Source organism: Streptomyces sp. NPDC042371, assembly GCF_056437465.1.
Genome location: NZ_JBWKAP010000001.1, coordinates 1,118,198 through 1,133,412, shown reverse-complemented (window position 1 = coordinate 1,133,412; position 15,215 = coordinate 1,118,198). Strand labels below are relative to the sequence as shown.

The 15,215-nt window shown below is 67.7% G+C and carries 13 protein-coding genes; 7 read left to right on the top strand and 6 right to left on the bottom strand.

The window, feature by feature from the left end; genetic code table 11:
• Positions 1-329 precede the first annotated feature (329 nt).
• Together AC068B_RS04980 and AC068B_RS04975 are read left to right on the top strand one after the other, a co-directional pair.
• Positions 330-1,712: a DUF445 domain-containing protein gene (locus AC068B_RS04980; RefSeq protein WP_478669267.1), complete on the top strand. Its 1,383-nt coding sequence runs from the start codon at positions 330-332 to the stop codon at positions 1,710-1,712.
• 174 nt (positions 1,713-1,886) lie between these two features.
• Positions 1,887-3,383 carry an MFS transporter gene (locus AC068B_RS04975; RefSeq protein ID WP_478669029.1) on the top strand — a complete coding sequence of 499 codons (1,497 nt, stop codon included), beginning with the start codon at positions 1,887-1,889 and terminating at the stop codon, positions 3,381-3,383.
• Positions 3,384-3,434: 51 nt separating this feature from the next.
• Here AC068B_RS04975 and AC068B_RS04970 read toward each other — a convergent pair whose 3' ends face one another.
• Positions 3,435-4,712: an MFS transporter gene (locus tag AC068B_RS04970; RefSeq protein WP_478669028.1), complete on the bottom strand. Its 1,278-nt coding sequence runs from the start codon at positions 4,710-4,712 to the stop codon at positions 3,435-3,437.
• A gap of 210 nt (positions 4,713-4,922) precedes the next feature.
• Here AC068B_RS04970 and AC068B_RS04965 point away from each other — a divergent pair, with 210 nt between their 5' ends.
• Positions 4,923-5,861: a GlxA family transcriptional regulator gene (locus AC068B_RS04965; RefSeq protein ID WP_478669265.1), complete on the top strand. Its 939-nt coding sequence runs from the start codon at positions 4,923-4,925 to the stop codon at positions 5,859-5,861.
• A gap of 49 nt (positions 5,862-5,910) precedes the next feature.
• A complete protein-coding gene (locus tag AC068B_RS04960; RefSeq protein ID WP_478669027.1) occupies positions 5,911-6,375 on the top strand; it encodes a hypothetical protein in 465 nt (154 codons plus the stop codon).
• Between the two features lie 33 nt (positions 6,376-6,408).
• Here AC068B_RS04960 and AC068B_RS04955 read toward each other — a convergent pair whose 3' ends face one another.
• From AC068B_RS04955 to AC068B_RS04945, 3 genes are all read right to left on the bottom strand, one after another.
• Complete coding sequence (locus AC068B_RS04955) at positions 6,409-6,711, bottom strand: hypothetical protein (protein ID WP_478669026.1); 303 nt, start codon at positions 6,709-6,711, stop codon at positions 6,409-6,411.
• Between the two features lie 142 nt (positions 6,712-6,853).
• Positions 6,854-7,069 (bottom strand): DUF397 domain-containing protein, encoded by a 216-nt coding sequence (locus AC068B_RS04950; protein ID WP_478669024.1) that lies wholly within the window; start codon positions 7,067-7,069, stop codon positions 6,854-6,856.
• On the bottom strand, positions 7,066-7,914 hold the full coding sequence (locus tag AC068B_RS04945; RefSeq protein WP_478669023.1) for a helix-turn-helix domain-containing protein: 849 nt from the start codon (positions 7,912-7,914) through the stop codon (positions 7,066-7,068). The genes AC068B_RS04950 and AC068B_RS04945 overlap by 4 nt, the downstream gene beginning before the upstream one ends.
• 234 nt (positions 7,915-8,148) lie before the next feature.
• On the opposite strand from AC068B_RS04945, the gene AC068B_RS04940 reads away from it, so the two are divergent.
• Complete coding sequence (locus AC068B_RS04940) at positions 8,149-8,808, top strand: ATP-binding protein (protein ID WP_478669263.1); 660 nt, start codon at positions 8,149-8,151, stop codon at positions 8,806-8,808.
• Between the two features lie 40 nt (positions 8,809-8,848).
• Here AC068B_RS04940 and AC068B_RS04935 read toward each other — a convergent pair whose 3' ends face one another.
• Positions 8,849-11,992: a DEAD/DEAH box helicase gene (locus tag AC068B_RS04935; protein WP_478669021.1), complete on the bottom strand. Its 3,144-nt coding sequence runs from the start codon at positions 11,990-11,992 to the stop codon at positions 8,849-8,851.
• Positions 11,993-12,119: 127 nt separating this feature from the next.
• Between AC068B_RS04935 and AC068B_RS04930 the strand changes: the two genes are divergently transcribed.
• Positions 12,120-13,082, top strand: a complete 963-nt coding sequence (locus tag AC068B_RS04930; protein ID WP_478669020.1) for an SRA domain-containing endonuclease — start codon at positions 12,120-12,122, stop codon at positions 13,080-13,082.
• A 33-nt stretch (positions 13,083-13,115) separates the two neighbouring features.
• On the opposite strand, the gene AC068B_RS04925 is transcribed toward AC068B_RS04930, so the two are convergent.
• Entirely contained in the window at positions 13,116-14,165 is a 1,050-nt protein-coding gene (locus AC068B_RS04925; RefSeq protein ID WP_478669019.1) for an SEC-C domain-containing protein, read from the bottom strand.
• A 224-nt stretch (positions 14,166-14,389) separates the two neighbouring features.
• Here AC068B_RS04925 and AC068B_RS04920 point away from each other — a divergent pair, with 224 nt between their 5' ends.
• Positions 14,390-15,190 (top strand): class E sortase, encoded by an 801-nt coding sequence (locus AC068B_RS04920; protein ID WP_478669017.1) that lies wholly within the window; start codon positions 14,390-14,392, stop codon positions 15,188-15,190.
• The last annotated feature ends 25 nt before the right edge of the window (positions 15,191-15,215 follow it).

Sequence of the window (15,215 nt, the reverse complement as noted above, 5' to 3'; positions counted from 1 at the left end):
CCATGATGCGGCATGGGCCGTGAGGCGGCCGACACTGCCCCCCTCCGTCCAATGAGACGCCGGGAACTTGTCGTCCGTTCCAGGAGTCGGTCAGGAAGGGGCGTAGAACACAGGCCGTGGGGACAATCGGGACACAGGACAGGGGAACAGTGCGGACGAGGACGATGCGAACGGGCCAGGTGGAGTGAGTGGATCGCACAAATGCGGAGGAATCGGCCAAGGCGCACGGCGAGCAGCATGCCCACGGGGACGGCACTCCAAGCCGCACCCCGACCGAAGCTGACGGCACCGCCTTCGGGGCGGGCGGCTCCACGAATGGCCTAAGGGGCGTGGTCGGGAACACGTCGGCCACGGAAAGGGCCGCCCCCGCCACGGAAAGGGCCGCCCCCGCCACGGAGGGGGCCGCCCCCGCCACGGAGGGGGCCACCCCCGCCACCCCCACCCCCGGCGGCTTCACGTACAGCCCCGCCGACGAGGAGAAGCGCCGCGGCGTCCGCCGCATGAAGATCACGGCGACCGGCCTCCTCGTCTTCGTCGCCGTCGTCTACGTACTGGCGAAGTGGGCGCAGAACTCCGGCGCGGGCCCCTGGGCGGGTTACGTGGCCGCCGCCGCCGAGGCAGGCATGGTCGGCGCGCTCGCCGACTGGTTCGCGGTCACCGCGCTCTTCCGCCACCCCCTGGGCCTGCCCATCCCGCACACGGCGATCATCCCGAACAAGAAGGACCAACTGGGGGCGTCACTCGGCGACTTCGTCGGGGAGAACTTCCTCTCAGCCGATGTCGTACGAGGCCGCCTGCACGCCGTGGGCATCGGTGGCCGCCTCGGTGCCTGGCTCGCCGAGCCCGCGCACGCCGACCGGGTGACCGCCGAGCTCGCCACGGCCCTGCGCGGCGCCCTCACCGTCCTGCGCGACTCGGACGTGCAGGCCGTCGTGGGCGAGGCCATCACGCGCCGCGCCGACGCCCAGGAGATCGCCCCCGGCATGGGCAAGATGCTGGAGAAGGTCGTGGCGGACGGCGGCCACAAGCGCGTCGTCGACCTGGTGTGCGTACGGGCGCACGACTGGCTCGTGGAGCACGCCGACTCGGTGATGGACGCGGTGCAGGGCGGGGTGCCCGGCTGGACCCCGCGGTTCGTCGACAAGAGGGTCGGCGAGCGGGTCTACAAGGAACTGCTCCGCTTCGTCACCGAGATGCGGGACATGCCGGAGCACCCCGCGCGGGGCGCCGTCGACCGCTTCCTCGCAGACTTCGCCGCCGACCTGCAGTCCGACTCGGACACGCGGGAGCGCGTGGAGCGGCTGAAGCGTGAGGTGCTCGGGCGCGACGAGGTCCAGGACCTCATCGCCTCCGCCTGGTCGGCCGTGCGCGCCATGATCGTGGCCGCCGCCGAGGACGAGCGCAGCGAGCTGCGCCTGCGCGTGCGGGCCTCGCTCCTCTCGCTCGGCGCACGGATGGCGACGGACGGGCGGCTCCAGCAGAAGGTCGACGGCTGGGTGGAGGGCGCGGCGGTGTACGTGGTGACGACGTACCGCGACGAGATCACCTCCCTCATCACCGACACCGTGGCGGGCTGGGACGCGGAGCACACGTCGAAGAAGATCGAGGCACACATCGGCCGTGACCTGCAGTTCATCCGGATCAACGGCACGGTGGTGGGCTCCCTGGCGGGGCTGGCGATCTATACGGTGTCGCGGCTGCTGGGGGCGTAGACACGCATCGCTCTCCGGGCGCCCCCTGCGCCTCGGGGGAGGCCCGGCCCAGCGTGCGTGAGAGTACGTTCGCTGGGCACTCTGGAGGGGCCCCTCGGCGTCGGGGGAGCCGTCGCTCGTGCCGTGCGGGAGTGCGGGTCGGCGACGTGGCCGCAGCGGAAGGAGCCGCCCGCCATGACCACGCCGCCCCAGCCGTCCCAGCCGCCCCAGCCGTCCCCCACATCCGCCCAGGAGCCAGGCACCACCGTCACCACGGCAGTCCCCGCCCGCCTGGACCGGCTGCCCTGGTCCCGCTGGCACTGGATGATCGTGATCGGTCTCGGCACGGTCTGGATCCTGGACGGCCTGGAGGTCACCACCGTCGGCAACATCGCGAGCCGCCTCTCCGAGGACGGCAGCGGCCTGACGATCACCTCCGCCCAGGTCACCGGCGTGGCGGCGGCCCTCTACGTGGCGGGGGCGTGCGCCGGGGCGCTCTTCTTCGGTCGGCTCACCGACAAGTACGGCCGCAAGAAGCTCTTCATGGTCACCCTCGCGGTCTACCTCGGCGCCACCGCCCTCACGGCGCTCTCCTTCGACGCCTGGTGGTTCTTCCTCTTCCGCTTCCTGACGGGCTTCGGCATCGGCGGGGAGTACGCGGCCATCAACTCGGCGATCGACGAGCTCATCCCGTCCAAGTACCGCGGCCGCGTCGATCTGATCATCAACGGCAGCTACTGGCTGGGCGCGATCGGCGGCTCGCTGCTCTCGGTCCTCATGCTCAACACGAGCATCTTCCCCAAGGACCTGGGCTGGCGGCTCACCTTCGCCCTGGGCGTCGTCCTCGGCCTGGTGATCCTGCTCGTACGCCGCCACGTCCCCGAGAGCCCGCGCTGGCAGTTCATCCACGGCCACGGGGAGGAGGCGGCGCGGCTCGTCTCGTCGGTGGAGCGGGAGATCGAGGAGGAGAAGGGCGAACGCCTGCCGCCGCCCGACCGCGAGATCACCATCCACCAGCGCAAGAGCATCGGCTTCGGGCTCATCGCCAGGACGGTCTTCCGCGAGTACCCCAAGCGCTCGGCGCTCGGCCTGTCCCTCTTCATCGGCCAGGCGTTCCTCTACAACGCGATCACCTTCGGCTTCGGCGCCATCCTGACCACGTTCTTCGACGTCCCGTCCGGCAGCACGGGCTACTACTTCGCCGTCATCGCCGCCGGAAACTTCCTCGGCCCGCTCTTCCTCGGCAAGCTCTTCGACACGGTCGGCCGCCGGATCATGATCTCGTCGACGTACCTCCTCTCCGGCATCCTGCTCTTCGCCACGGCCTGGCTCTTCGGCCGCGGCTCGCTGAGCGCGACGACGCTCACGGCCTGCTGGTGCGTGGTCCTGTTCTTCGCGTCGGCGGGCGCGAGCAGCGCGTATCTGACGGTGTCGGAGATCTTCCCGATGGAGACACGCGCCATGGCCATCGCCTTCTTCTACGCCATCGGCACGGCGGCGGGCGGCATCAGCGGCCCCCTGATCTTCGCCGACCTGACGGAGTCGGGCGTGGTCGGCGACACGGTCCTGGCCTTCCAGATCGGCGCGGGCCTGATGTGCGCGGCGGGTCTGGTGGCGGCGGCGCTCGCGGTCAACGCGGAGCGTCGGTCCCTGGAGGACATCGCGAAGCCGCTGTCCTCGGTGGAGCGGTAAGGGCCGAGCGCCCGCCTGCCCCACCACGTACGTCCGCCCCGCCACGTACGCCTACCGGGCTGGTACGTCCGCCCCGCCACGTACGCCTATCGGGCCACCTGCGCCCACGTCTCCCTGCGTGCCCTGCGTGCCCCGCGTGCCCCGCACGGTGAGGACGGTCAGCGAGGCCGCGGCGCACAGCACGCCGACCCCCACCCACATGACGTCGTACGCCCCGAACGCGTCCCGTGTCACACCCCCGGCGAACGCCACCGCCCCGGCCCCCACTTGATGCCCGGCGCTGACCCACCCGAAGACGACGGGGGCGTCGGCGCCGAAGTGCGTGCGGCACAGGGCGACGGTCGGCGGCACCGTCGCCACGTCGAGCAGCCCGAACAGCACGGCGAACGCGACGAGCGGCACGTCCACCGTGGCCGTCAGGAGCAGCGGCAGCGCGAAGAGGGTGAGCCCGCGCAGGGCGTAGTACGCGCTGAGCAGCCGCCGGGGGTCGAACCGGTCGGTGGCCCACCCCGACCCCACCGTCCCCGCGACGTTGCAGAGCCCGATGACCGAGAGCAGCGAGGCGGCGGCGGTCACCGGCATGCCGTGGTCGTGCGCGGCGGGCGCGAAGTGCGTCCACATCACGCCGTTGGTCGAGGCACCGCAGACCGCGAAGGTGCCGACGAGCAGCCAGAAGGGGGCGGTGCGGGCCGCGCGGCCGAGTACGGGGAGGGCGGCCGCCGACCGCGGGGCCGACGCCATGGCTTCGGGGTTGCGTACGGAGGCCCAGACCACCGGGAGGGCCAGCGTGGCGGCCCCGGCGAGCACATAGGCGGCGACGCGCCACTCGTACGCATCGATGATCCACGACATGACGGGCAGGAAGGCGAACTGTCCGACCACGCTCGCCGCCGTGAGCAGTCCGGTGATGAGGCCGCGCCGCGCGGTGAACCAGCGTTCGCTGACGGTGGCGGCGAAGGTGGTGGCGGTGGCGCCGGTGCCGAGCCCGACGAGTACGCCCCAGTACAGAACGAACTGCCACGGTGAGGTCATGGTCGTGGTGAGCGCGGCGCCGGTCCCCACGAGCAGCAGCGCCCCCGCCGCCACGAGCCGCATCCCGAGCCGGTCCATCAGAGCCGCCGCGAACGGCGCGGTCGCCCCGTACACGACCATGTTGACGAGCGCCCCGAGCCCGACGGACGAGCGTGACCAGCCCAGATCGTCGTGCAGGGGCCCGACGAGCAGCCCGGCGAGCGTGCTGAACGCCCCGGCGACGACGATGGCGAGGGCGGCTCCGGCGGCGACGGCCCAGGCGCGCTTCTTGCTACTGGTCTCGGTGCTGATCTCCATGCGTACGAGCCTGAGTGGACGGGACGGGCCACGACGACTGGCCGGATGGCCATAGGGTGCAAGAATCTGGCCATGAATGCGGATGCGGATGCGGACGTAGATGCGGATGCGGGCGGAGAGGGAACAGTCGGACAGGGAACAGCCGGGCGCCCGGTGGTACCGGCGGCGCCCCACGAGGTCGCGGTCCTGATCAGGGACGGCGTGCTGCCGATGGAACTGGGCCTGGTGCACCAACTCCTCGGCACGGCGCGGTCGGCCGAGGGAGACCTCCTCTACTCCGTACGCACCTGCGCGCCCCGCCCCGGCATGATCCGCACGAGCGCGGACTTCCCGGTCTTCGCCGAGCACGGCCTCGACGTGGTCGCGGCGGCGGACACGGTGATCGTCCCGGCGTCGCACGAGAGCGACGAGGCCCTGGAGCCGGGAGGGCTCGACGCGGAGGTGGCGGGTGCGCTGGCCGCCGGTGGCCGGGTGGCGTCGATCTGCACCGGCTCCTTCGTCCTGGCGGCGGCGGGGCTCCTGGACGGCCGCAGGGCGACGACGCACTGGATGTCGGCTGACCACATGGCACGGACGTTTCCCCAGGTCACGGTGGACCCGGACGTCCTGTACGTGGACGAGGGCGAGGTGCTCACCTCGGCGGGCGAGGCGGCGGGCATCGACCTCTGCCTGCACATGATCCGCGAGGACCACGGCGCGGTGGTGGCCGCGGAGGTGGCCCGCCGCACGGTGATTCCCCCGCACCGGGAGGGCGGCCAGGCGCAGTACATCCAGCGCCCGCTGGTGGACGCGGGGCTGACCTCGACCGGCAGGTCCCGTGCCCACGCCGTGAAGTGCCTGGCGGACCCGTTGACCCTGGCGGAGCTCGCGGGGGTGGAGTCGATGAGCGTGCGGACGTTCAGCCGCCGCTTCCGCGAGGAGACGGGCCTGACGCCGATGCAGTGGCTGACGCAGCGCAGGGTGGACCGGGCCCGGGAACTCCTCGAATCCACGGACCACACGGTCGACCGCATCGCGACGGAGACGGGCTTCGGCACGGGGGCGTCGCTGAGGCAGCACTTTGTGACGGGGGTAGGGGTATCGCCGGGCGCGTACAGAAGAACGTTCAGGGGGACAGGCCTCCCGAACAACCGACCGCCCACCGAATGAGTACGCGTACTCTGTCGCACCCCGTGTCCGGGAGGGCACGGTCGACCCCATGACCAGGATGCCGCTCACTCGCCCGACCCGGCCTGCTCAGCCCCTATTCACGCTGCGGCCTCTGCCGAAGACGGCACGGCTGCCGAGGTACGCGACCCGCCTCCTGGGCGCGGCCCTCGCGGCCACGGCGTACGTGGCCTGCCTCCCCTGGGACCTGCGCAACCGCCCCGAAACGGCGGGCTCTCTCCACGAGACGACGCCGGTGACGGCAACGGGCGTCACGCTCCTGGCCGTCTCACTCGTGGCCCTGGCGGCCTACTTCGGCATAAGGGACCGCCCGGTATGGACGCTGCTGGTGGTGGCGGCCCCGCCCGCGACGCTGATGTACGTCTCGTTCAACACGCATCCCACGCAGGACGCGCAGGCATGGCCCCTGGCGTGGGCGTCCTTCACGCTGCTCTTCGGGGCGGGGGCGCTGATGGTGGCGGTGGCGGCGAGGAGGGTGGCGCGGGACACGAAGTGACCGCGCCGCCCCGGTAGTTACCCTCCCTGCCCGCTACCCGCGCCGGTCGGCGAGCACCCAGGAGGCAAGCCCGACGCCACCGGCGACACCGAGAACGGCGGGCCAGGCGCCCACCTTCTTGGCCAGCGGATGCGACCCGGCGAACCCGGCGACGTAGGCCGCGGTGAGCGCGGCCGCGGTCTTCCCACCAGCAGCCTCCCGCCACTGCCGAGCGGCCACGACTCCGGCCGCACCGAGCACGACCCCGCCGAGGGGGCGCTTCTTCGTGAAGCGGGCGGTGGCGTATCCACCGATGAGCCCGGCGGCGGCTATGGGGGCGGTGGAGATGCGGGCCATGAGGACTCCCGACGTAGGCGATGGGTCATCCACAGTTGTGCCTGCGGATCCGTAGCCGAGATTACGCCGACGGTCTCAGGAGCGGTCAGAGTGGTACCGGATGCGCATAACGGGACAGCCGTCACGCCTGCCTAGGCTCGTGTCACCTGCCGCCGGTACGGGCCGCGATGAAGCGGGACCAGGCATCGCGGCGCACGGCGACGGTAGGACCGTCGGGGCCTCGCTTGGAGTCCCGGACGTAGACGGTCTCAAGAGTGCGGGCGCACTCTACGCATTCGCCGCCTGCGTTATTGCTGTATGAGGACGTGGACCAGACGAGGTCGGTTGGGAGGCGCGGGGGAGTGACGCCGGTGCTCATCGTGTGTATTCCTTCAGGATCGACTTGATCAGCTGGGACGACTGCACGGGGCTCAATGCGACCGCGCGCAGGTCGTCGAAGGCGCGGGTGTACTGCCGCACATGATGCTCCCCCTCCAGGTAAACCGCATCCGTGATGCCATCGCGGTAGACGATGTCCGGATCCTCGGGATCTGGGAAGCCCAGCATGGTGAAGGGGCCGGTCATCGGGTAGATGCCGGAGCCGAAGGGGAGGATCTGCACGGTGACCGAGGGCAACTTCATGTCGTCCACTAGATGATCCAACTGCATGCGCATCACGGAACGTTCGCCAATGATGTTCCGCAGTGCTGCCTCGTGGATGACGAACCAGGCATCGGGTGCGTCTCTGTTTCTCAGGAGGCTCTGGCGCTCCAAGCGCACCTGAACTGCCCGCGCGACGTTCTCCTCCGAGATCCCGTGACTGTAGGTGTACATCTCTCGGACGTATTCAGGGATCTGTAGAAGGCCCGGGATCATTTCAACCTGGTACTGGCGGAAGGACGAGGCTTCCTGCTCGAGGCCGATGTAGATGTTGAACCACTCGGGGATGCCTCCGGCGTGCTGCTGCCACCAGCCCTTCGTCCGGGCCTGCTTGGCGAGTGACTTAAGGAACTCCCTTATCTCGTCACTGGTTTCGTAGAACCGGCACAGGGCATCAACGTCGGACGTCTGAACGCGGCCGTGACCGGTTTCCATGCGGTTCACCTTGGATCCGCTCCAGTCGAGGGCAGCCCCAACTTGTGCGCACGTCACCTCATTTGACTCACGCAGCTTCTTCAGCTCGATGGATAGCCGCCGACGCCGCGCTGTTGGGGATCCTGCCATTCCGGCACCTCCTCGTTAGCCCGCCACAGTCTTCATGGCGAGAGGCATGCTTGCCAATCACTCCATCGCGTGATTCTCGCCGTGCACATTGCATCCCGGGATGCGTGCAAGCCACGCTGTGAGCACGCAGACGCGCTACCGATCGTGCAACAAGCCTGGTGACGAGGGCAGTTGCGTTGCTGTGAGCGCGTGATCCTCGACGGAGAGGAGATGTACGTGATTCAGGAGAATTGCATGCAGCGCAAGCCGTGGGAGCTCGCCTTCCTCGCAGAGCCGGAGGAAGTGGCGGCGTTGCGTCGGCTGCTCCGCCTGCATCTGGGAGTTTGGGGGCTGCACGCGCTGGTGGATGCAGCGCAGCTGTGCGTGACCGAGTTGGTGACCAACGTGGTCACACACGTGGGCATCGGTACGCCGACCCGTCTGGCAGTGGCCGTGAAGGATGCCTATCTGCGCATCGAGGTCCATGACCCGGACACCAAGGCCCTGCCAACCCTCCTTTCGGGCACGCAGAGGATGCCGCAGCTCAGAGAGTCGGAGGCAGGACGCGGGCTGGCCTTGGTAGATGCGGTGGCGGACCGGTGGGGTGTCCAACTACAGGCAGACCAGAAAGTGACCTGGTGCGAACTGAGGACAAACCTGAGCTCGCCGTACGGACACACTGATGGACCGCGCGTGACACGCGCCGAGTCCATCCTCGGTCTGTATGGATGGGCGGCGAGGAAGCATCCCGAACGGGGCGAAGGGGCAGGCCTGTTGCCAGCCATGGCGGGCCGGATGTCGGCGATCGAAGTGATCGCCGACATCCTCCATTGGCTGCACGCCCACGGTCATGACCCGGATGACGCCCTCGACTGCGCGCAGACACGCTTTGAGGCCGAGATCGAGGTCGCATGACTGGCAGTGAGGCCGGGGGCAGCTCTGGCTTCACTCAGCCCTACGAGGGTGCGACCTTGGAGTAGGTGAAGACATCGGCTGGGAGTTCGTACTGGAGCTCCCACTCGATGGCCATCGGCTTACTGCCCTTGTGGGTCCGGTACGTCGCAGGACCCAAGAACATCCAGGGCTGTGACTTGCCGATGTCGGTGTCCTTGTAGCGGCGCATGAACAGGAGGACGTGGCTGCCGCGCTCTGCATGTTGCTGGTAGCGAAGCCCGGTGGGTGAGTGCTCAGACGTGGTGCTCTGTGACTCCCAGTGGAAGACCTTCGGGCTGAGCGCGTAGTCCTTGTAGCGGACCGTCGGGGAGAAGTCCTTCTCGTTCTTCTCCAGCGTGATCAGCAGCGTGTCCGACTCGTACTCAGGCGCCCAGACCACACCCTGAGCGAAGGCGCCGGGCATCTGTCCGCCGAGCTTCGCGATGCCGAGGGCTGCAAGCACCTCGGATCGGTTGTAGGCGCTGTGGATCTTCAACGGCAGATCTGCGTGTGTACCTTCTGGGCTGATCGGAAAGTGGTCGGCCGTGCCGATCACGTACTCAATGACCTGGCTGAGTTCGCTACGAAAAGCGCTCTGGCTGCGCAAGGAACTGAGCCCGTCACCGTAGCTGGAGAAGCCACCGGCCTTGTCCCACAGGTTGAAGAACAACATCCGTGCGTAGCCCTGTTCACGCGGGCTCAACTCGGCGTAGTGAGGGGCGTCGTCGGAGAGCAGCCGAAGGTACGTCTGTGCGCGCTCCGGGTCGTCTACGTGCAGGAAGGCGTGGACGCGCTTGAGTAGATCTTCCTCACCAGGTTGCAGGGCTTCGTCGAGGAGGCCAGCGCGGCGGAGGACTGTCGACCAAGAGTTGCTGTTCTTGTACAGCTCCTTGATCTCGCGGCGACTCTCCTTCAGGTAATCCTTCAACTCCGGTGCTGCGTAGTCCCTGGCCTCTCTGGCGAGGATCTGAATGTTCGCTTTGATCTGAGTGCGAATGTTCTCGACCACAAGGTCCTTCGACTTCCCCTCCAGAATGATCTGACAGCCGGAAGGTAGCTGAGGGAAGCCGTGTTCCGCATGCTCCAGAAGGCGATTACGGGAGAGGTTAGTTAGGGCGCGGAACTGCTCCTCGAACCGGAACTCCTTGCGGTGCTGGCCAATGAAGTCGAGGACGGTGAGAACTGGCTTCGTTTCCGTGCGGCGCAGCCCGCGCCCCAGCTGCTGGAGGAATACCGTGGCGCTATTGGTGGGGCGCAACAGGAGCAGCGTATCGACATCAGGGATATCTAGTCCCTCATTGAACAGGTCCACTGAGAAGATCACTTGGATCTCACCCTTGCGGAGCTGGTCAAGTGCAGCCTTGCGTTCCTCGGTACGTGACTCGCTATCGAGGGCAACGGCCTGGAACCCCGCCTCGCGGAAGACCCGCGCCATAAAGTACGCATGCTTCCTGTTGACGCAGAAGCCGAGGGCGCGCATGGAGGACGGGTCGGATACCTTGTCTTGCACCTGCTTGATGACGATGCGGGCCCGAGCGTCATCTCCGGTGTATAGATTCCCGAGTTGGTTCACATCGTAGGTGCCAGACGACCAGTTGAGCTGGGTTAGGTCGGTGCCATCTGGCACTCCGAAGTAGTGGAAGGGGCACAGGAGATCATTCTCCAGTGCTTCCCATAGGCGCATCTCGGCGGCAATGCGCCCCTCGAAATAGAGGTCTTGAACATTGCGTCCGTCCGCCCTCTCGGGCGTCGCGGTAAGGCCGAGTAGCTGTCCCGGCTTGAAGTGCTTGATGATTCGTTCGTACGTGTCTGCTGCCGCATGGTGGAACTCATCAATGACGATTACGTCGAATTGCTCAGGATCGAGCTTCTCCAGACGGTCGGCCTTGAGTGACTGAACGCTAGCGAAGACATGCTTCCAGTCGCTGGGCTGCTCGCCACTGAAGAGGAGTTCACCGAAGGAAGCATCGTCCAGCACCTCACGATATGTGCGCAGTGACTGTCGCAGGATCTCCTGGCGGTGTGCGATGAACAGGAGGCGAGGGAGCTTGCCGTCCGACTTCTTGCGTAGATTTCGGTAGTCGAGGGCGGCCATCACGGTCTTGCCGGTGCCGGTGGCGGCGACCAGTAGATTTTCGTGTCTGCCTCTCAACTCCCTCTCGATTTGGAGGCGTTCAAGCATGTCTTGCTGGTGTGGATACGGGCGCACTTCAAGGCCAGACAGATTGATCTGCATGTCCTCGCCGCGTCCGGTTCCACCAGCTTGACGCAGGGCGATGTCGAGTCGTGCGCCGTCGCGGTCGGGGGCGTAGGTTTCGAAGGCGATGTCGTTCCAGTACGCATCGAAGGTCGCCTCGAACTTGTTCAGTACGGCCGGTGTGGCGATCGCTGAGAGGCGTACGTTCCACTCCAGCCCATCCAGTAGCGCGGCCTTGGAGAGGTTTGAGCTGCCTACGTATGCCGTGTCGAAGCCGGTGTTGCGTCGGAAGAGCCAGGCCTTAGCGTGTAGGCGTGTCGAGCGGATCTCATAATTGACCTTCACTTCGGCGCCGAAGTCCCGGACGAGACGGTCGAGCGCAGTGCGGTCGGTGGCACCGATGTACGTCGTCGTTATCACACGGATCGGAACGCCACGCTCGGCTGCGGCCCGCAAGGAGTCTTCAAGGACGCGGATGCCGTACCACTTCACGAAGGCGCAGAGCAGGTCAATGCGATCAGCGGTTGCTAGCTCGGCCCGAAGCTCTGCTCCGAGGCTGGGGTCTTCAGGCGAGTTGGTGATGAGTGCCGTCTCGGAGAGCGGAGTCAGCGGGCGAAGGCTGTAGACGCCTGCGGCTTCCTGCTCGGCGAGGGCGAGGAGTTGGCGGGGGCCATCGGAGATGAGACCCGCTGCCGACGTGGTGCCCACGTCTGGTGCAACCGACTCCAAGGTCTCCATGAGCTGATTGGCCGCGGCAACTCGCTTGTCGTGGGGGAGTTGACTGAGCCGGTGCTCGATGGCCGTACTGAGATAGCGAGCGAGCGCGTGGGGCGAGGACTCTTCGCTGACCTCGGCGTCGATGGCCTTCCAGCCAGCGGCTTCTAGGCGATCGAGGTCGCTTCGAAGGCCTAGGGTCACAACCTTCTCGTACACCCCTGCTGGTTGCTCGCTGTCTTGCGGCTCCGCCACGGCGACTCCTCTGGTCTCAGACGGGAAACGGTGCGCTCAGCACAAGTCATAACAGGGTCTTCCGTGAGTGCTGGCTGGCACGAGGGAGGGGCGATCCGTTGTCAGTGGCGACTTGTATCGTCCGAACATGACCGAATGGATGATCAATCCTGGCGATGTTGTGAGCCGTGCTGACCTCAAGGCGAGGTACGGCGGGGGCATTCAGGGAGGAATCCTCTCCTCTCTGGACAATGAACACGTCCGCCTGTTCTCTGATGACAGTAAGGCGGCAGAGAACGGCTACCAGGATGGATGGCTGGCAGAAGAAGATGAGCGGGGAGCGATCTTCGAGTACACGGGTCAAGGGCGGCTGGGAAACCAGACTCTCGGCGGAAACAACGGCACCGTGGCCAACCATGTCGGCAAAGGTAAGAGGTTGCACCTCTTTGTTGCCGATGGGAAGAGGGCGGGCAGCGGCGCCGTTTGGCAGAGGTATGTAGGAGAGTTCGCCCTCGACGAGGTCGAGCCCTTCACCTTTCGCAGGGCGAAGGACGCGAAGGGTGAAATGAGGGAAGTAGTTGTCTTCCGGCTGCGCCCGCTCGGAGAGCACGAGCAGCGGAAGGCGGACCGAATAGGCCCTTCCCCCAAGACGGAGGTGCACCGCTTCGGCGCCTCACAGACGGAGAGTTCCCTCGCGGCGACGGAGAAGCATGGGAGTGCGGAGGGTGAGCGTGCAGCCTCCCCGGCCGGAGTGGCTGTGCGTCGGGAATCTGACCTGCGTACGGCGTACGAGTCGTTCCTCATCGCTCAGAACCACGGTGTTTTTCGGCACCGGATACGGATTAAGGGGTACTCCGCGGCTTTCTGGACGGATCTCTACGACAGTACTGAAAACGTCCTGTACGAGGCAAAAGGGTCGTCGACACGCAAGGCTATAAGGGAAGCAATTGGGCAACTGTTTGACTATCGCCGACACATAGATGAGAGCGACGCGAAACTTGCTGTCTTGCTCCCTGAGGCCCCTAGCAGCGACCTCAGGGATCTCCTTGCCGTAGTGGGGATCTCGCTGGCCTACCGGGAAGATGGCCAGTTCATTCGTGAAATGTTCTAGGGCCTGGGCTAAGTCCCCGGCGCGCGCGCTCCGTTAGGCCGGATCCGCCGTGGCCCCGTGACACGACGAGTAGGTCTGCCCCGACCCACACCAGCAACCCCCATCCCCCTCCGGCGGCCAAGAGACCGCCCGTCCCCGCGCCGCCAGCGTCGTCGCGTACTGGGGCAGGAGTGACGGGTCCTCCGGGGAAGAGGCCTCCGAGGCGGCGAAGGCCTCGTAGGACGGGACCGTTCCCGTGACGATGCCCAGGTTCGGGGTGCCCGAGGCCGAGAGTTCCCTCAAGGACGACTCTATGGTCGACAGGTGCGCCTCGTGGGACGGGTACTCCGAGGTCAGGGCCGGGTACGCCGTCAGGAGTTCGGTGAGTTCCGTCGACGGCCAGTGCAGGACCGCCACCGGGAAGGGGCGGGACAGGGCCTCGCGGTAGGAGCCCAACTCCGCCTGGATGCGGGTGATTTCCGCGCGCAGCTCCGCGGGGTTCTCCGAGCCCAGGGACCAGACCCGCTTCGGGTCGTGGAGTTCGTCCAGGGAGACCGGGGCCGTGGAGACGCGGTCCGCCATCGCGTCCCAGTCGTCGTGCTCCGCGCCCAGGAGGCGGCGTACGCGATGGCGGCCGAAGAGGAGGGGGTGCGCGGAGTAGGGAGGCTCGGTCGTCGTGGTGGGGAGCAGCAGGGTTGCCGCCTCCGTGAAGGTGGCGTGCGCCTGCTCCAGCTCGTCGTGCGACTCCAGTGACTCCGCCACGATCACCCACGGTGCCGGGTCCCGCGGGGCCGCCGTGCGCACTCCGTCGATGATCGCGCGGGCCTCCGCCTCGTGGCCGTACTCCCAGAGGTTCGACGCCTTCAGGGCGCGGATCAGGAGAGGGGCGGACGGGGGGTGGGGGGCCGACGGCGACAGGAGGTTGTCGTAGAGCGTCGTCGCGCGGTCGCGGGCGCCGGCCAGTTCCAGGTGGGCCGCGGCCTGGAGGAGGAGCTGTTCGGCGTCCTCCGGGTACAGGTCGGCCGTGCGTTCCAGGCGCTCGGCTTCGGCGATGTGGTCGACGTCGACGTGGTCGGCGGCAGCAGCAGGCTTCTCGGGGCGCATACGGGACACGGTACTGCGGAGGGGGCCTCCTGTAGGAGGGGGTCGGTGTGGGTCCCCCGGCCCGCCTTCGCCCCACCCCTGCCCCGCCCCGCCCCGCTTCGGGCATGGATTGTTGCGGGTGGGGCGCCTATCCTCCGGGCGCCCGGAGGAATGGCGCCGGAGAGCGGCCATCGCGCGGAGGAGGCGTTGTGCGGGTTCGCGTAACGGGTCGTGTACCGGTTGTCGTGCAGCAAGGGCGCCGCCCGCCCCGCCCCCTCGGCGTGCGCCTGCTCTGGAACGGGGCCGAAGTCGCCGTCACCCTCGGGCTCGTACTGCTGCTGCTCGTCGCCCATCAGCTGTGGTGGACCAATCGGCAGGCCCGCGCCGCCGCCGAGAAGAAGGTCGAGGCCCTTGAGGAGGAGTGGGGACGGTCCGGTTCCGGGGGAGAGGGGGAGGGAGAGGGAGAGGGGGCGGCGCAGGAGGAGGACGGGGGAGGAGGTAGGGGTGCCTCCTCGGGGGCCGGGCGTGAGCGCGCGCGTGGCTCCTCCGTCGCCGGGGCGCCTCAACCCGTCCGCCACGCCCCCGCACCCCGCTGGGACCAGGCCTACGCCGTCCTCCGCATTCCACGGATCGGGATCCGCGTTCCCGTCGCCGAGGGCGTGAGCAAGGGAGGCGTGCTCAACAAGGGGTACGTCGGGCACTATCCGCGTACCGCTCAGCCCGGCCAGGGCGGCAACTTCGCGCTCGCCGGGCATCGCAACACCCACGGCGAGCCGTTCCGGTACATCAACCGGCTGCGGGACGGGGACGAGGTGAGCGTGGAGACCAAGGGCGCCGTGTACACGTACGTCGTCGACAAGGCGTTGGCGCGGACCTCCGCCCACGACGGCGGCGTCATCAGGAGCGTGCCGCGCAGCGACGTGCGCAAGGGGTACGGGTACAGCCGGGCCGGGTACTACATCACGCTCACCACCTGCACCCCCGAGTACACCTCGAAGTACCGGCTCGTCGTGTGGGGGAAGCTCCGGTCCATGCGACCCAGGTAGTACGGAGGCAGCCGCTAAGGTCGCC